The 16,422-nt window shown below is 60.1% G+C and carries 18 protein-coding genes, 1 tRNA gene and 1 other RNA gene; 8 read left to right on the top strand and 12 right to left on the bottom strand.

Annotation, left to right across the window (positions count from 1 at the left end):
• Positions 1 to 21 precede the first annotated feature (21 nt).
• Both nspC and JH15_RS12560 read right to left on the bottom strand, forming a co-directional pair.
• Positions 22 to 1,173 (bottom strand): carboxynorspermidine decarboxylase, encoded by a 1,152-nt coding sequence (nspC, locus tag JH15_RS12565; RefSeq protein WP_043530918.1) that lies wholly within the window; start codon positions 1,171 to 1,173, stop codon positions 22 to 24.
• Complete coding sequence (locus tag JH15_RS12560; RefSeq protein ID WP_043530917.1) at positions 1,170 to 2,369, bottom strand: saccharopine dehydrogenase family protein; 1,200 nt, start codon at positions 2,367 to 2,369, stop codon at positions 1,170 to 1,172. Before JH15_RS12560 ends, nspC begins: the two co-directional genes overlap by 4 nt.
• A gap of 284 nt (positions 2,370 to 2,653) precedes the next feature.
• Here JH15_RS12560 and JH15_RS12555 point away from each other — a divergent pair, with 284 nt between their 5' ends.
• Positions 2,654 to 3,574 carry a DUF389 domain-containing protein gene (locus tag JH15_RS12555; protein WP_043530916.1) on the top strand — a complete coding sequence of 307 codons (921 nt, stop codon included), beginning with the start codon at positions 2,654 to 2,656 and terminating at the stop codon, positions 3,572 to 3,574.
• Between the two features lie 21 nt (positions 3,575 to 3,595).
• On the top strand, positions 3,596 to 4,192 hold the full coding sequence (locus JH15_RS12550; protein WP_043530914.1) for an O-methyltransferase: 597 nt from the start codon (positions 3,596 to 3,598) through the stop codon (positions 4,190 to 4,192).
• Between the two features lie 53 nt (positions 4,193 to 4,245).
• Here JH15_RS12550 and JH15_RS12545 read toward each other — a convergent pair whose 3' ends face one another.
• The 8 genes from JH15_RS12545 to smpB form a co-directional block, all read right to left on the bottom strand.
• Positions 4,246 to 5,139 (bottom strand): dihydrodipicolinate synthase family protein, encoded by an 894-nt coding sequence (locus JH15_RS12545; RefSeq protein WP_043530913.1) that lies wholly within the window; start codon positions 5,137 to 5,139, stop codon positions 4,246 to 4,248.
• A 189-nt stretch (positions 5,140 to 5,328) separates the two neighbouring features.
• Positions 5,329 to 5,415, bottom strand: a tRNA-OTHER gene (locus JH15_RS18120).
• A gap of 14 nt (positions 5,416 to 5,429) precedes the next feature.
• Positions 5,430 to 5,939 (bottom strand): DUF4760 domain-containing protein, encoded by a 510-nt coding sequence (locus tag JH15_RS12540; protein ID WP_081949021.1) that lies wholly within the window; start codon positions 5,937 to 5,939, stop codon positions 5,430 to 5,432.
• Positions 5,940 to 6,290: 351 nt separating this feature from the next.
• Entirely contained in the window at positions 6,291 to 6,971 is a 681-nt protein-coding gene (locus JH15_RS12535; protein ID WP_231566438.1) for a site-specific integrase, read from the bottom strand.
• A gap of 67 nt (positions 6,972 to 7,038) precedes the next feature.
• Positions 7,039 to 7,164 (bottom strand): YegP family protein, encoded by a 126-nt coding sequence (locus JH15_RS18640; protein ID WP_422730564.1) that lies wholly within the window; start codon positions 7,162 to 7,164, stop codon positions 7,039 to 7,041.
• Between the two features lie 12 nt (positions 7,165 to 7,176).
• Positions 7,177 to 7,368, bottom strand: a complete 192-nt coding sequence (locus JH15_RS18635; protein WP_231566436.1) for a YegP family protein — start codon at positions 7,366 to 7,368, stop codon at positions 7,177 to 7,179.
• A gap of 231 nt (positions 7,369 to 7,599) precedes the next feature.
• Positions 7,600 to 7,979, bottom strand: a transfer-messenger RNA (tmRNA) gene (gene ssrA, locus JH15_RS17825).
• Positions 7,980 to 8,036: 57 nt separating this feature from the next.
• Complete coding sequence (gene smpB, locus JH15_RS12525; protein ID WP_043530912.1) at positions 8,037 to 8,522, bottom strand: SsrA-binding protein SmpB; 486 nt, start codon at positions 8,520 to 8,522, stop codon at positions 8,037 to 8,039.
• 132 nt (positions 8,523 to 8,654) lie between these two features.
• Here smpB and JH15_RS12520 point away from each other — a divergent pair, with 132 nt between their 5' ends.
• Both JH15_RS12520 and JH15_RS12515 read left to right on the top strand, forming a co-directional pair.
• Complete coding sequence (locus JH15_RS12520) at positions 8,655 to 9,092, top strand: type II toxin-antitoxin system RatA family toxin (protein WP_043530910.1); 438 nt, start codon at positions 8,655 to 8,657, stop codon at positions 9,090 to 9,092.
• Positions 9,079 to 9,426 carry an RnfH family protein gene (locus JH15_RS12515; protein WP_052384105.1) on the top strand — a complete coding sequence of 116 codons (348 nt, stop codon included), beginning with the start codon at positions 9,079 to 9,081 and terminating at the stop codon, positions 9,424 to 9,426. Before JH15_RS12520 ends, JH15_RS12515 begins: the two co-directional genes overlap by 14 nt.
• A gap of 1 nt (position 9,427) precedes the next feature.
• On the opposite strand, the gene JH15_RS12510 is transcribed toward JH15_RS12515, so the two are convergent.
• A complete protein-coding gene (locus JH15_RS12510) occupies positions 9,428 to 9,952 on the bottom strand; it encodes an outer membrane protein assembly factor BamE (RefSeq protein ID WP_043530909.1) in 525 nt (174 codons plus the stop codon).
• A 71-nt stretch (positions 9,953 to 10,023) separates the two neighbouring features.
• On the opposite strand from JH15_RS12510, the gene fur reads away from it, so the two are divergent.
• Complete coding sequence (fur, locus tag JH15_RS12505; protein ID WP_043530908.1) at positions 10,024 to 10,470, top strand: ferric iron uptake transcriptional regulator; 447 nt, start codon at positions 10,024 to 10,026, stop codon at positions 10,468 to 10,470.
• Between the two features lie 113 nt (positions 10,471 to 10,583).
• Here fur and recN read toward each other — a convergent pair whose 3' ends face one another.
• Positions 10,584 to 12,257, bottom strand: coding sequence for a DNA repair protein RecN (gene recN / locus JH15_RS12500; RefSeq protein ID WP_043530907.1), 1,674 nt, complete (start codon positions 12,255 to 12,257; stop codon positions 10,584 to 10,586).
• A gap of 230 nt (positions 12,258 to 12,487) precedes the next feature.
• Here recN and grpE point away from each other — a divergent pair, with 230 nt between their 5' ends.
• The 3 genes from grpE to dnaJ all read left to right on the top strand — a co-directional run bounded on the left by grpE (position 12,488) and on the right by dnaJ (position 16,399).
• Complete coding sequence (gene grpE, locus JH15_RS12495; protein WP_043530905.1) at positions 12,488 to 13,123, top strand: nucleotide exchange factor GrpE; 636 nt, start codon at positions 12,488 to 12,490, stop codon at positions 13,121 to 13,123.
• 111 nt (positions 13,124 to 13,234) lie between these two features.
• Positions 13,235 to 15,160, top strand: a complete 1,926-nt coding sequence (gene dnaK, locus JH15_RS12490; protein WP_043530904.1) for a molecular chaperone DnaK — start codon at positions 13,235 to 13,237, stop codon at positions 15,158 to 15,160.
• 90 nt (positions 15,161 to 15,250) lie between these two features.
• Positions 15,251 to 16,399 carry a molecular chaperone DnaJ gene (gene dnaJ, locus JH15_RS12485; RefSeq protein ID WP_043530902.1) on the top strand — a complete coding sequence of 383 codons (1,149 nt, stop codon included), beginning with the start codon at positions 15,251 to 15,253 and terminating at the stop codon, positions 16,397 to 16,399.
• Positions 16,400 to 16,422: the final 23 nt, after the last annotated feature.

Below are 16,422 nucleotides of genomic sequence, written 5' to 3'. Positions count from 1 at the left end.
GCTTGCTGGGCCTCGGGCGGATCAGCTCAAACGCTGCATGTAGTCCACATAGCCGAAGGTCTTCACTGTACGTATCTCGCGGCTATGCTCATCGACCCGGCAGATCGACGGCAGGCGAACACCATTGAAAGTGGTGTTCTTGACCATCGTGTAATGAGCCATGTCGGTAAATACCAGTCGATCGCCGATCAAGAGCGGCTCATCGAACGAATATCTGCCGATCACGTCGCCTGCCAGGCACGTGGAGCCCCCGAGCCGATACGTGTGGGCTTTCTCTCCGGATTCGCCCGCCCCGATGATCTGGGGCCGGTAGGGCATCTCCAGTACATCGGGCATGTGCGCCGTCGCTGACGTATCGAGTATGGCGTTGGGCCCGTCGTTTTCCACGATATCCAGCACCGTGCAGATCAGATAGCCGGTATTCAGCGCGATCGCCTCGCCAGGTTCAAGGTAGACGGTAAGGTGCGGATAACGCGCTCGGAAATCCCGGATCAGGCGCACCAGCCGCTCGACATCGTAGTCGGCTCGGGTGATATGGTGGCCGCCGCCGAAATTGACCCACCGCATGCCCTCCAGATAGCCACCGAACTTGGCTTCAAATGCCTCGAGTGTCTGTTCCAGGGCATCGCTATTCTGCTCGCACAAGGTATGGAAATGGAGGCCTTCCAGGCCCTCCATGTCACCCTCCGCCAGGTTCGCTACGCGCGTTCCCAGACGAGAGCCGGGCGCGCAGGGATCATAGAGCGGGACGTCACCGGTCGAGCGCTCGGGATTGACCCGTAGTCCACAAGAGATAGGACGGGGCGCTGTCGCGATTTTCTCGCGGAAGTGCCGCCACTGCCCCGGCGAGTTGAAGCTGATGTGGTCGGCATAGTGAAGCACCACCTCCATCTCCGGCTCGGTGAAGGCCGGCGAATAGACGTGAACCTCGCCGCCGAAGGTTTCGGCGCCGAGGCGTGCTTCATCCTGTCCGCTGGACGTCGTACCCACCAGGTACTGGCTGACCATGGGGAAGGTGTCCCACATGGCAAACCCCTTCAGCGCCAGCAGGATGCGCGCCCCGCTAGCTTCCTGAACCTGCTTGAGCAATTCTAGGTTCTTGCGCAACAGGGCGTCGTCGACCACGTAGGCCGGCGACGGGCAGGAGTGGATGTCGAAGCCGAGCGATGTCATGCCAGCGGATCGTGCTCTGGATCCAGCTCGACGACCTGCCAGGGCAGACCCATGTCACCGATGCGGTCCATGAAGGGATCCGGGTCGAGCTGCTCGACGTTGAATACACCTTCGCCTTTCCAGATGCCTTGAAGCATCAGCATCGCACCCGTGACGGCGGGTACCCCGGTGGTATAGGAGATGGCTTGCGACTTGACCTCACGATAGCTTTCTTCGTGATCACAGATATTGTAGATATGCACCTTGCGCCGCTTACCGTCCTTGATACCGTCAGCGATGATGCCGATGTTGGTCTTGCCCTTGGTGCGTGGGCCGAGCGAGGCCGGATCAGGCAGTACCGCCTTGAGGAACTGCAGCGGCGATATCTCGCAGCCGTTCACCTCGATAGGCTCGATGCGAGTCATGCCGACATTCTCGAGCACCTTCAGGTGAGTGATGTACTTCTCGGAGAAGGTCATCCAGAAGCGAATGCGCTCGAGACCCTTGATGTTCTGGGACAGCGATTCCAGCTCTTCGTGATAGAGCAGATAGATATCTTTCTCGCCGATACCGTCGAAGTCGAAGGTGCGCTTCTCGGCCAGTGGCGGCGTCTCCTTCCACTCGCCGTTTTCCCAGTAACGACCGTTCGCGGTGATCTCGCGGATATTGATCTCGGGATTGAAGTTGGTGGCGAACGGGTAACCGTGGTCGCCGCCGTTGGCATCCAGAATATCGATGCGATGGATCTCGTCGAACAGGTTCTTCTGGGCGTAGGCGCAGTAGATGTTGGTCATGCCCGGGTCGAAGCCGCAGCCCAGGGTGGCCATGTTGCCTGCCTTGGCGTAACGCTCCTGGAATGCCCACTGCTCCTTATACTCGAACTTGGCCTCGTCCGGGTGCTCGTAGTTGGCCGTATCGAGGTAAGGCACGCCGGTTTTCAGGCACGCCTCCATGATTGTCAGATCCTGATAGGGTAGGGCCACATGGATCAGCAGGTCCGGCTTGTAGGACTCGATCAGCGCGACCAGGGCGTCCACGCTGTCGGCGTCTACCTGGGCAGTCTGGATCTGGCGATCCAGCTGGGCTGCGATGGCCTTGCACTTGTCTTCGTTGCGGCTGGCCAGGCAGATCTCGCTGAATACTTCGGGATGCTGTGCACATTTGTGAGTGACGACGCCTCCGACGCCACCGGCGCCGATAATCAGGACTTTGCTCATGGGCCTCTCGAATCCAGATCAGGAATGTCTAAGTAAGGGTAGGGGCTCATCGGTATTTCGGCCATCTCGTCATGCCGTGTCCAATGCCACCCGGTCTTGCATCGCTTTGCGCGCAGATGATGGCCCCCCATGGCTGGGGTATCAAGTGGTTTTAATAGTGGCACCTGTGCCGTCCGGCCGTCCTGAACCATGGCTCTTGGATTAAATGGTGCGTTGCAAACAAGCCTGGCGGGCCTAGGTGGAGTATCCATACTTCGAAGACATGGATGCCACAGGAGGCTGGAATGCCACGTTCCATTGAGATCAGCGCCCCGTCACAAACCATCGACTCTATTCTGGAGCGGATCGAGCCAGTGAACGGGGTCGTGGGCTTGTCCCGACAGAAGAGGGCTTCCCTGTCCCCTCCGGGGGATGTGCTGACCATTCACGCCACGGACGATGCCACGCGATCACTGCTAGCCATACTGACGGATCTCGACGCCTCGGTGGATGGAACAATCAGTCTGAGCGAGCCCACCAGCCTGCTCTCTTCTAAACACCAGGGGCTGATCAACAAGGAATCGAATGAAACGATTTGGGACGACATGGCCTTCCTTCTGCGAAGGGATACCAACCTGTCTTCCAATTACCTCATTCTGATGACGCTGGCCGGAGCCATTACGGCGGCAGGCCTATGGTCCGATACGTTGCATCTTATCGTTGGGTCCATGATCATCGCCCCGGCCTTCGAGCCCCTGTTGCGGCTACCGCTAGGCCTGATCACGCGCGCCAAGGAATTGATACCCAGTGGTCTGATTTCGACGGGAGCCGGTTACCTCGCCCTGGCCATGGGAGCGGCGTTTGCCACGATGATACTCACGCTCTGGGAATCGGGAGCCAAGCCCGGGCTGGCCGATCAGCAATGGGTCGATTACTGGTCCTCGTTGAGTTTTTCGGGGGTACTCATCTCGTGCTTCGGGGCAATCGCGGGGCCCGTCATCGTGACCGCGCAGCGTTCGGTGATGACGGTGGGGGTGATGATCACACTCGCCCTGATTCCCAGCATGGGCATCGTGGGGATGGGACTGGCGGTCGGCGACCTGGCCCTTGCAAGCCAGGGATTCATGCGGTGGTGCGTGGATGCCGCGCTCGTGACGACCATGAGTTCCATGGTGTTCGGGCTCAAAAAGCGCTTTCTTCACCATCGCTTGCATGCCTTGAGCTAATGGCGAGTATGGGAGACACGAATGATGGGGTCACTCGAAGCATTGAAGGCCGAGCTTCAGCACTTCGGTGAACGTAATGACCATGAGCACTCAGACCGCCCCATGCGGATGCTCAACATTACCCGCGAAACGGGGGAGTTTCTGTCGGTGCTCGTCCGGGCGACTGCCGCGCGGCATATTCTGGAGATAGGCACCTCCAATGGTTATTCCGCGCTCTGGCTGGCAGAGGCGGCTTCTGCCGTTGGCGGCAGCGTGACCACCGTCGAGGCGTCGGAATACAAAGCAGGCCTGGCCAGGGAGACCTTTTCCCGCTCAGGCCTCAGTAAGCACATCACGTTGATCCACGACGATGCAGAGCGTGTCCTTGGGCAGAGCCGCGCGGACGCGTTCGACCTGATTTTTCTCGACTCGAATCGCTCGGCGTACCCACAGTGGTGGCGCATGATCCGCCATGTGCTTCGTCCCGGTGGGCTGCTCATCGTCGACAATGCCCTGTCCCACCGAGAAGAGATGGCCCCGTTCAGCGCCTTGGTCGAGGCGGACGAGGCATTTACCGTCAGCCTGGTTCCGGTGGGCAAAGGTGAGCTTCTCGCCGTCAAGGCGGGCGGGTCCGGATGAGCTGTAGCTGACGGCACCGAACCGCTTCGCCAAAAATGTCACGGGAACGATTGTCAGGTCAGCTGAAGCTCATCCAACACTCTGGAAAGTGCCTGTCGGCCCGCTCCCTCCAATGGCCTGAGTGGCGATGGCAAGCATGGGGACTTGACTAGCCCCTTCAGCTCCGCTGCGGTAGCTAGCACACGCAGACTGCCGCCATGCTCGCGATACAGTGTCCACAAAGGTTGTAGGCGTTCTGACAGGCGCAGAGCTTCTTCGGCATAACCTGCCTGGGAGGCTCTGGTAACGGCCAGCGCCGTCCTGGGGAAGAGACCACCCAATACCGAGTACCAGGCCTCGCATCCGGCATTCAGCCCTGTGGCAGCGAAGGGGTCGCCGCTGACGCCGATCGTCACGTGAGCGGGGATGAGCGCTCGCAGCCGCTCGATACGTGCTTTCGCTGCATCGGGGTCCGCTGGTACCCCGGGTATCTTGATGGAGCCGACGTTGGGAAGGTGAGCTATACGGCCATGCAGCTCGTCACTGAACTCGAAATGGGTCGTCCCGGGGTTGTCATAGATGCACAGCGGCACCGAGAGCGTGCGTGTCACGGTCTCGTAGAGCGCGAAAACCTCATCATCGGATAATTTCTGATACGACATGGGAGACAATAGCACTGTGCTCGCGCCTGCGGCTTGTGCATCCTCGGCCAGGTCCAGCACGTCGCGGGTGCGCAAGGCGCTGATGCCGACCATCACGGGAATGTTGCCGGCGTGCGTCACCGCGAGCTGAGCGATCTGCGCACGCTCCCGTCGGGAGAGATACGCGTAATTCCCCGTCGACCCCAAGGCGCCGATGGCATCGACGCCTGCGTCGGTCAGGCGCTCCATCAGGTGTATAAAAGCGGCCTCATCGATCTCGCCCTGATCCAAGGGCGTCAGGGGGAAGGCACTCAGACCGGAAAACATGGGCGACCCTCAAGCAAAAGAAGATGGCATAGGCGCATGGAAGCGGCGCTTGCCGGCCCCAGGAACTCCCATAGTAGCCTAGGGGCACGCGTCAGGGGTACTCCAGCCAGATGGCCCCTACCAAGCTAGCCGAGCCACACTCGTAGAAACGAAAAAAGCACCCGTAGGTGCTTGATTCGTGTGCTTGGTTGGTGGAGGCGGCGGGAATTGAACCCGCGACATAACGCTAGATTTCAATAGCTTAAGTATAAATCTAGACAGTTAGCAGACTACTGCCTACTTGTTCCACTTCAGTCGCTACCCTTGCGCTTCTTCAGCGGTGCGGCCTTCCATTGCTTCGCAAGGCATTCGAATTCCTGGAATGCTGTCGGGCTTCGGGTCTGCTCGCGAACGCCTTCGATGAAGGGCTTTGCCCAGTCATAAGTCTTTGTAATAATGGTATATTGAGATTTTCGCAGCATTTTTTCGTTGTAGATGTCTTCCTGTACGCCAACGCTAAGCCGTTCAAAGTGGTTGAGCAGGTAGCGAATTTGCTGAACATTTTCCTCTTTCGTATGCTGTTTGCCTGCCAATAGCCGCATGTTCTGGTCCGAGTCGTGAAGATCACGAAGCGTGTGAATGGCAGTTATTAGCCTTTCGTCAGAGCGTATCGCGAACAAGAAATCTGCTGTTTGCTTCTTCTTGGCAGTGCTCTTGACGCTCCAGACAGAGACAATGGCGACGAGTATGCCAGCTAGCATGAGCAAGCTTCTGATGATGTCGGGTGTGGTCCACACAGATACTGTAGTTGTGTCCGGCATGCAGAAGATTCTGATTGAGCAATGAAAAGGAGGTGCCTATGGCACCTCCTAGCGAACTGGGTTGACTATCGGATGGTACAACGGCTCAGAAGCCGTCGTTTTCGTCCATGGGGCGGTTAGATTGTGCGATATTCCGGATGGTAGTTTTCATGTCCCTTCTCCTAGCAGAGGTAAGACTTAAGGAAATCGCTGATCTACGTCAGCTTTAGCTTATAGCGGCTGCAAGCGAGCCATTACGATAGTGTAGCTCTAGCTATGCAGCACGTAGGAGGAACAATACACCATCCGTGTTCTCTTTGCGAAGCGGCATGGGAAAATTTTTCCCAGTCTCTGTAGCGTCGGCGGGTACCGTCAAAAGGCGTAAGCAGCATCTGCAAGCGTCCCCGCCTGGTTGTTGCTTGTCGGGATCCAGTTCGCATAAATCCGCGCCGTGGTCACCACACTGGTGTGCCCCATCTGCTTTGAAACCCATGCCAGAGGCTCGCCAGCGCTGACCATCATACTCGCGTAGGTGTGCCGTGTCTGGTAGGGGCGGCGGTACCGGACGCCGGCGAGTTTCAGGGCGTGGGTCCAGAGCGTCTTGCGTATCGCCTGGTCGCCAACCCAGGGTTCCCCGGTGCGTGGGTTCAGGAATGCTCGCGCGCTGGGGTGCAGGTAGCTGATGGCCTTCTGTGCCTTGAGTGCCGCCAAGGCGCGGGGCAGCAGGTCGATGGTACGTGTGCCCGCTGTCGTCTTGGTGGTTTCGGCGGTACCGCGTGAGGCTTGGGTAATTGCACGAGAGATGCGTACTCGTTTGCCCCGCCAGTCGATATCGCCCCACTCCAAGGCGACGAGCTCTGATGTGCGCAGCCCACTCCAGAATGCGAACTGAATCAGATGGCGCCCTTCCGGCTGGAGCGCCTCGAGGATCGCTGCCTGTTCCTCGGCGGTGAACGGGTCGATATCGTCGACCTCGCGTGGGGCTTCCTGTTTCCGGTAGTGCCAGCCGGCGAGTGGGTTAGCGGTGATCAGTTCATCATGTCGTTTTGCCAAAAAGTCTGTTTGGCTTTCAAACCACAGGGCTTGCTGATGGCCCGGCCGGCTGGGCCGGTCCTTTGCATTACGTCCTGTCGTGAATTACTGCGCTCGGTCCATTCGCCTTGACGGAGTTGATACCTGTCTCTCGAGCGGAGGTAGACGAATAGGTCTCGCTAACCCCGATCACTTGGCCATTCCCGGCGTGCAGGGTGAAATAAGGCTACCCATTCGAGGCGACCCTCCTGTCATACCTGGCATCGTAGGGGCTGTTGTTCTGACAGGATTCGATGCCGTTTTTGGCACCTTGCTTCGAAGTGTAGCGTTCACTGCTGAGGATGATCTCGTGGTTACCGGCATGCAGCGTGAAGTGATATTGGCTACCAGATGGCTTGATAACGTAGTACCCAGACATAAGATTTCCATGTGTGTTAGTGGAGTCAGCAGCTAGTATTAACCGACCCTCCTTTACTCCGCTTGGTTAGGGTGGGTTGCAAGTCGTAAATAAGTTGTAGGTGATTTGCCATTCACTGCAAATTTTTGACTTGATAGACCTTAAAGCTGACCAAGGCATTGCCAAAAGAAGACCCATCAAGCCTACATAAACGAAAAAAGCACCCGTAGGTGCTTGATTCGTATGCTTGGTTGGTGGAGGCGGCGGGAATTGAACCCGCGTCCGCCGGCACTCGCCCGTTGGCTCTACATGCTTAGGTCCGTCTTTTAGTTTAGCGTTACTGACTCCGACGGGCAGGATCCAGCAACGCGATCCTTCTAGGTTTTAGCGGCTAGCGAGAAGGCACCACTAACCGCGATCCTATGAGCTGTCGCTCGTCTCCCCGCCACGATGCATAGGCACATCGCTTTGGGGCCAGGCTAACTACCAGCAGTCTTTAAGCTGCCAGAGCGCCCTGAGCGTAGTTTTCGTCGTTTGCGACTATTTAATCGTGATGTTGGATTTACGAGATACATCACGCTCTCGGCATGCACCTCAGGGGTTGTCACCGGCGTCGAAACCATGTCGCCCCCCTAACACCGCGCACTATACCAGAGTGTTTTACTCAAGTACAAGCGGCTTGATTCGACTTACTTGTTGTCGCGCATGATGCGCGCCTTCTGGCGATTCCAGTCGCGCTCCTTCTCGGTGGCGCGCTTGTCGTGCAGCTTCTTGCCCACAACCAGAGCCAGCTCGCACTTCACCAGGTTATTCTTCCAGTACAGCTTGAGCGGCACACAGGTGTGCCCCTTGTCCTGGGTGCGCGAGAAGATCTTGGCGATCTCCTTGCGATGCAGCAGGAGCTTGCGGGTGCGCGTTGGGTCGGCTATTTCATGCGTGCTCGTCGTATTGAGCGGCATGATGTGGCACCCCAGCAGCCATGCCTCGCCATTCTTGATCAGGATATAGGTATCCGTGAGCTGGGCCTTGCCGGCACGCAGGCTCTTCACTTCCCAGCCCGCCAGGGCCAGGCCTGCTTCGAACGTCTCTTCGATATGGTATTCGAAGCGGGCCTTCTTATTCTGGGCGATGACGTTGCTGCTGGGGCCTTTGCTCTTTCCTTTCTTGGTGGCCATGAAACCTCGTTGATCGAATCGCCTTGGGATGCTACCCCTCCGGGATGGGGGGAAGCGTGTTACCATTCAAGGCCTGACGAAAATAACCGTCCATGATACGCACAAGGCCCTGTAAAGTCAGCGGAGAGGTACATGCCAACGGTCAATCGGTCCGCCATGGTGCGGCACTCACCCCAGGCGATGTTCGACCTGGTCAATGATTTCGAGCGCTATCCGGAGTTCTTGCCGGGATGTCGCAGGGCGCGGCTCCTGGAACGGGATGAGGACCATCTGGTGGGCGAGCTGACCCTGGCCAAGGCCGGGGTCGAACAGAGTTTCACCACCCGCAATGATCTATATGCCCCGGAGCGTATCGATCTGTCGCTGGTGAGCGGGCCTTTCCGCCGCCTGCGAGGGCGCTGGCTGTTTACCCCGATGGGGGAGAACGCCTGCAAGGTCAGCCTGGAAATGGAGTTCGAATTTGCCAATCGCTTGCTCGGCATGGCGTTTGGCAAGCTATTCCAGCAGGTGGCGGGACAGCTGGTCGATGCCTTCACCCGCAGGGCCGATGAGGTCTATGGCCGACCCTGACTCTCCCCGGGACGCGAGTGATGTGGCCAGCCAGGCGCCGGTCGAGATAGAAGTGGCCTTTGCACTGCCGGAGCGGCAGGTGATCGTCACGTTGACGGTGCCATGGGGGACGACCGCGCAACAGGCGGTCGTGCTCGCCGAGCTTCCTGAGCGCTTTCCCGAGCTGCCCGAAGCCACCTTTACGAAGGCGAGCCTGGGAATTTTCGGCAAGCTATTGCGTGAACCCCAGCGCTACCCGGTGGAAGCCGGTGACCGAGTCGAGGTCTACCGGCCGCTTCAGGTCGATCCCAAGGAGGCCCGCAAGCAGCGCGCCGCGGGCAATCGCAACGGCTAGGTCAGAAACCGCCCGGCTGCGCTTCGATGTCGGGTTCCGGTTCGTCGGCAGGCTCGCCTCCGGTAGGCACCGTGCCCGGGCCACCATCGGGGATGGCTTCGGGGCCTTCCTGAGGTGCCGGCTGGGGCACGATATTTTCCTGTACGCCCGCGCCTTCGGGGACCGGGCCCGCACTGTCCGGGGTCGTCAGCTCGATATCGCGAGACAGGTCGCCATCGCTTGCGATATTCACCAACCGGTCATCCGCGAAGGTCAGGGTCACGCGCCGCTGATCGACATCGCCATAGGCTTCGTCGAGCCGGAAAACGTAGTCCCACTGGCTGGCATCGAAGGGTGCCTCGAGCAGGGGTGCGCCCATGACATAACGCACCTGCTCCCGGCTCATGCCCGGTTGTAGCTGGCTCACCATGTCCTGCGTGACCAGATTGCCCTGGGGCAGGTCGCGCTTGTAGACGCCGAAATAGCTACAGCCGCTGACGAGTGACAGGGCGACTGAGAGAGTGACGGTTTTAATCAGCTTTTGCATTTGCGCCTGTTTTTCCCTATCGTTGATCCGTCGATCATACCCGACCCTACACGTTACTGCGAAGAGCAACCATGGCCGATCAGAACCATGAATTGCGCAAGGCAGGTCTGAAGGTGACCTTGCCGCGCGTCAAGATCCTCCAGATTCTGGAGAACGCGCCTCAACAACATCACCTGAGCGCAGAAGATGTCTACAAGGCGCTGCTCGAAGCGGGAGAAGACGTCGGCCTGGCCACGGTCTATCGCGTACTGACCCAGTTCGAGACCGCCGGTCTGGTGATTCGCCACAATTTCGATGGCGGGCACGCCTTGTTCGAGCTTTCCCAGGACGAGCATCACGACCACATGGTGTGCCTGGAAAGCGGCGAGATCATCGAGTTCTTCGATGACGAAATCGAACGCCGCCAGCAGGAAATCGTCGAGGAGCATGGCTTCGAACTCGTCGATCACGCCTTGGTTCTGTATGTGCGCCCCAAGGGATCTAAGGCGACACGCCAGGAAGGCATCAAGAAGAGCTAGGAATATTCCTGCACGTCAGGTTTAGACATATGAAGCGCCGCCGCCCATTGGGCGGCGGCGTTTTTTTCGTCGCTTCTAGAGTAGGCGCTTGTTACCGCGCCTATGGCGATCATTCAGTGGGTCGGATGCTGGCTGGCATCGAGCATTTCACGCGCGTGGGCCAGGGTGCGGTCCGATAGCGTGACACCGCCGAGCATGCGGGCCAGCTCGCGCACACGCCCGGCACTGTCGAGCAGCGCCATGCGGGTCAGCGTGGTATCGGCATCGGCCTGCTTTTCGATATGCAGGTGCTGGTGCGCTTGAGCGGCGACCTGAGGCAGGTGGGTCACGGTCATGACCTGGCCGCTTTCACCCAGGCGGCGAAGTAGCTGGCCGACGATCTCGGCAGTGGCCCCGGAAACGCCGACATCCACCTCGTCGAAGACCAGCGAGGGTATCGTCGAGTGGGTGGCCGCCACGACCTGGATGGCCAGGCTGATACGCGAGAGCTCGCCGCCCGAGGCGACCTTGGCCAGGGGGCGTGGGGGCTGTCCCGGGTTGGCACTGATCAGAAAGCGTACCGCATCCAGCCCATTAGGCGCCGGCGTCTCGCGGTTTTCCACCTCGACCTTGAAGCTCGCCTTGCCCATGGCCAGGAAAGCGAGTTGTTCCTGAACGGCGTTGCCGAATCGGGACGCTGCTTCGCGACGAGCCTCGGCAATGCCGCGGGCCTTCTGACGCCATTGGTCGCGTAGCGCCTGCAACTCGGTGGTGAGCGTTTCCAGGTCATGCTCGCCGCCCTCCAGCCCGTCGAGCTCCTGGCGCAGCCGCTGGTGTAGGCCGCAAAGCTCCTCGGGCATGACATGGTGCTTGCGTGCAATGCGATGCACTTCGCCCAGGCGATCCTCGACCCAGGCCAGGCGTTCCGGATCGAGTTCGGTGTGCTCGGCGAATCGATGCAGCTCGCGGCTGGCCTCTTCGACCTGGATGCGGGCATCGCCCAGCATCGACAGGATATCGGCAAGTGCGCCGCGGTCACTGCCGGGTAGAGGTTCGAGGCGAAGCACGGCTTGGTTCAACAGGTGCAGGGCCCCTGCCTCGTCATTGTCGCAGCACTCGGCTGCGAATTGCGCCTCGCGCAGGGTTTCCTCGGCATGCGCCAGGCTCTCCTGTTCTTCTTCCAGCGCCTTGAGTTCATTCTCGCCAAGGGCCAGCTGGTCGAGCTCCTCGACCTGATAGCGAAGCAGTTGCCGGCGCGCCTGGATTTCCTCGCCATCCTCGCTCAGTCGCTTGAGACGGCGGCGCTTGTCCTGCCAGTCTCGATACAGCGCGGAGAGCGACGTCACCTCAGCCGAATGGCCGGCGAAATCGTCGAGCATGCGCAGGTGGGTCTCTTCACGCAGTAACGCCTGATGCGCGTGCTGACCATGAATTTCGATCAGGTGATCGCCCAGGGCCTTGAGATCGGCCACGGTAGCCGGTTGACCGTTGATCCACGCCTTGGAGCGTCCGGATGCCGTCACCACGCGTCGTAGCAGGCATTCGTCGGCGGCCAGTTCGCGCTCGGCGAGCCACGCGCCCGCTTCGGGCAAGGCGGCGATATCGAATCGCGCGGAAAGATCGGCACGCTCGGCACCGTGGCGCACGCTGCCGGCATCGGCACGCTCGCCCAGGCACAATCCCAGCGCCCCGAGAAGGATGGACTTGCCGGCACCGGTTTCCCCGGTGATGGCAGTCATGCCGCCATGCAACTCCAGATCGAGGGAATCGACGATGGCGAAATCACGAATCGCAAGCTGCACCAGCATGGCCACCTCCAGGTCGTGCCGTGTGATACGGGTCTAAGACGGGCTTCTGTGTGTTTATACAGTAGTCGATGAGGCGCATCAATTCCTGCATAAAGGGAGAGGGTACGATCCCTTGAGTTTCTTGTGGGTATCCCCATATAGCCTGAAACGCTGGGTGGCTACGCCACTTCACTATCCACAGCCCACTGTGTCGAAGGCGAACGGTTCGCCTTTGCCGTCAGGAGATGTTCATGGCTAAAGAACCTCAGAACCCGATCGACGAGGAAATGGAACGTGCCGAGCGCGATGCCGAGCCGGTACCCGAGCCAGTGGAAGGCGAGCTCGATGAGGCCGACGCTGCCGAGCGTGCGGTTGCCGACGAGCAGGAAGTCGACCCCGAGATTCTCGAGGATCCGGATGCCGACGTCCTGACCGCTCGCATCGAGGAGCTGGAACAGGAACTGGCTGAAACGCGTGATCAATCACTGCGTGCCGCGGCCGAAGCCCAGAACGTGCGGCGCCGGGCGGATCAGGATGTCGACAAGGCCCGCAAGTTCGCGCTGGAGAAATTCGTCAAGGAGCTGCTGCCGGTAGTCGACAGCCTCGAGAAGGCGCTCGACAGCATGCAGGACGGCGCCAGCGAGACCCATCGGGAAGGGGTGTCGATGACCCTCAAGCTGCAGCTCGACGTGTTGACCAAGTTCGGCGTCGAGGTGGTCGAGCCGGAAGGTGAACCCTTCGATCCGCAGTATCACGAAGCCATGGCCATGGTGCCCAACCCCGAGCTCGAACCCAACACGGTTATGGAAGTGATGCAGAAGGGTTACCTGCTCAACGGTCGCCTGGTACGCCCGGCCATGGTGGTGGTGAGTCAGGAAGCCGGCTGAACGGTTCGTGGGGGATAGCCCTTGAAATGGTCACGGCGACCCCCACATAGACGACAACTCCGCGGTAAACGCCGCAATCAGTAATTCAGCGAACGAATTTGAGGATTACCTATGGGACGCATCATCGGTATTGACCTGGGGACTACCAACTCCTGTGTCGCCGTCCTCGACGGCGATAGCGCCAAAGTCATCGAGAACGCCGAAGGTGGCCGCACCACGCCGTCCATCATCGCTTATACCGATGATGGCGAAACGCTGGTAGGCCAGGCGGCCAAGCGCCAGGCGGTCACCAACCCCGAGAACACCCTGTACGCCATCAAGCGCCTGATCGGTCGTCGCTTCAAGGACGACGTGGTGCAGAAGGACATCAAGATGGTGCCCTACACCATCGCCGAGGCCGATAACGGCGACGCCTGGGTGGAAGTGAAGGGCAAGAAGCTGGCACCGCCGCAGGTCAGCGCCGAAGTCTTGAAGAAAATGAAGAAGACGGCGGAAGACTACCTGGGTGAAGAAGTCACCGAAGCGGTCATCACCGTGCCGGCTTACTTCAACGACAGCCAGCGTCAGGCAACCAAGGACGCCGGTCGTATCGCCGGTCTAGAGGTCAAGCGCATCATCAACGAGCCGACCGCGGCGGCGTTGGCCTATGGCATGGACAAGTCGCGTGGCGACAAGACCATCGCCGTATACGACCTGGGCGGCGGTACCTTCGATATTTCGATCATCGAAGTGGCCGACGTCGACGGCGAAACCCAGTTCGAGGTACTGGCCACCAATGGCGATACCTTCCTGGGCGGTGAAGATTTCGACATGAAACTGATCAACTATCTGGTCGATCAGTTCAAGTCCGACAGCGGTATCGACCTGTCCGGCGACAACCTGGCCATGCAGCGCCTCAAGGAAGCCGCCGAGAAGGCCAAGATCGAGCTATCCAGCGCGCAGCAGACCGACGTCAACCTGCCTTACATCACGGCTGACAACACCGGCCCCAAGCACCTGAACGTCAAGGTGACCCGGGCCAAGCTGGAGTCGCTGGTGGAAGAGCTGGTGCAGCGCTCCATGGGGCCGTGCAAGACCGCACTGGCCGATGCGGGTCTCTCCGCCTCCGAGATCGACGACGTGATCCTGGTCGGTGGCCAGACGCGCATGCCGATGGTCCAGAAGCAGGTGGCCGAATTCTTCGGCAAGGACGCTCGCAAGGACGTCAATCCGGACGAAGCCGTGGCCGTAGGCGCCGCGATTCAGGGTGGCGTGCTCGGCGGTAGCGTCAAGGACGTGCTGCTCCTCGACGTCACTCCGCTGACGCTGGGCATCGAGACGCTGGGTGGCGTGATGACGCCGCTGATCGAGAAGAACTCGACCATTCCGACCAAGAAGACCCAGACCTTCTCGACCGCCGACGACAACCAGACAGCCGTGACCATTCACGTGCTGCAGGGTGAGCGCAAGCAGTCCAGCGGTAACAAGTCGTTGGGTCGCTTCGACCTCAGCGACATTCCGCCCGCGCCGCGCGGTGTGCCGCAGATCGAAGTCGCCTTCGATATCGATGCCAACGGTATCCTGCACGTGTCCGCCAAGGACAAGGCCACCAACAAGGAGCAGTCGATCGTCATCAAGGCCTCCAGTGGCCTGTCGGACGACGAGATCGATCAGATGGTACGCGATGCCGAGGCGCATGCCGACGAGGACAAGAAGTTCGAGGAACTCGTCCAACTGCGCAACCAGGCCGATGGCATGGTACATGCGGCACGCAAGACCCTCGACGACGCTGGCGACAAGGTCAGCGACGACGAGAAGCAGAAGATCGAATCGGCCATCGCCGAGCTCGAGGAAGCGGCCAAGGGCGACGACAAGGATGCCATCCAGTCCAAGCTCGACGCGCTGACCGAGGCCTCCGGCGAACTCGCCCAGAAGCTCTATGCCGAGCAGGGTGAAGGCGCCCAGGCGGCTGGCGAGGCCGGTGCCGGCGAGAAGAAGGAAGACGACGTGGTCGACGCTGAGTACGAAGAAGTCAACGACGACCAGAAAAAGCAGTAACCACGTCAGTCGCTACTAAGCACGCCAGCGCGGGGGCCGATGACTCCCGCGTTGGCGTTTGCGTAGCGCCGATAGGAGGCGGACAGATCCATGTCCAAACGTGACTATTACGAGGTTTTGGGTGTCGAGCGCGGGGCCGATCAGAAAGAGATCAAGAAGGCCTATCGCCGGCTCGCCCAGAAATACCACCCCGACCGCAATCCCGATGACGAGACCGCGGCCGAGAAGTTCCGCGATGTCTCCGAGGCCTACGAAATCCTGGCCGATGAAGAAAAACGGGCTGCTTATGACCAGTTCGGTCATGCCGGTGTCGACGGCCAGGCCGGCGGTTTCGGTGGGGGCGGCTTCGGTGGCGCCGGGGCCGGTGGCTTCAGCGACATCTTCGGCGACGTGTTCGGCGATATCTTCGGCGGTGCCGGCGGCGGTCGCCGCAACCCCAACGCGCCCGCACGCGGCAGCGACCTGAGATACAACCTCGAGCTCGATCTCGAGGATGCCGTAGCGGGCACCAACGTGGATATCCGTGTACCGCGCCATGTGGAATGCGGTCGTTGTGACGGTAACGGGGCCGAGCCAGGCTCTACCAAGGAAACCTGCCCGACCTGTGCCGGCCATGGCCAGGTGCGCATGCAACAGGGTTTCTTCGCCGTTCAGCAGACCTGTCCGACCTGCCATGGCACGGGCCAGATGATCAAGGTGCCTTGCCATGAGTGTAATGGTGAGGGTCGGGTGCGCGAGACCCGCACGCTGTCGGTCAAGATCCCCGCTGGCGTGGATACCGGTGACCGTATCCGCCTGAACGGGGAAGGTGAGTCCGGCATGAATGGCGGCCCGCCGGGCGATCTCTACGTGCAGGTAGCGATCAAGCCGCACCCCATCTTCCAGCGCGACGGACGCCATCTGCAGTGCGAGGTGCCGATCAACTTTGTGGATGCGGCGCTGGGTGGCGAACTCGAAGTGCCCACGCTGGATGGCCGGGTCAAACTCAAGATCCCGCCCGAGACCCAGACCGGCAAGTTGTTCCGTCTGCGTGGCAAGGGCGTGAAGCCGGTACGTGGCGGCCCCGCCGGCGACCTGCTGTGCAAGGTGGTGCTGGAGACGCCGGTCAAGCTCAACGAGCACCAGAAGGACTTGCTGCGCAAGTTCCAGGACAGCCTCGGCGAGAGCAACAGCCACTCGCCCAAGAAGACCAGCTTCTTCGATGGCGTGAAGAAGTTCTTCGAGGACATGAAGCCCTAGTCGCTTGGGCTGCCGTTGACAAA

This window comes from Litchfieldella xinjiangensis (assembly GCF_000759345.1).
GTDB classification, from domain to species: domain Bacteria; phylum Pseudomonadota; class Gammaproteobacteria; order Pseudomonadales; family Halomonadaceae; genus Litchfieldella_A; species Litchfieldella_A xinjiangensis.
Note: the sequence above shows the minus strand (reverse complement) of the source record. Positions and strands in the feature narration are given on the sequence as shown.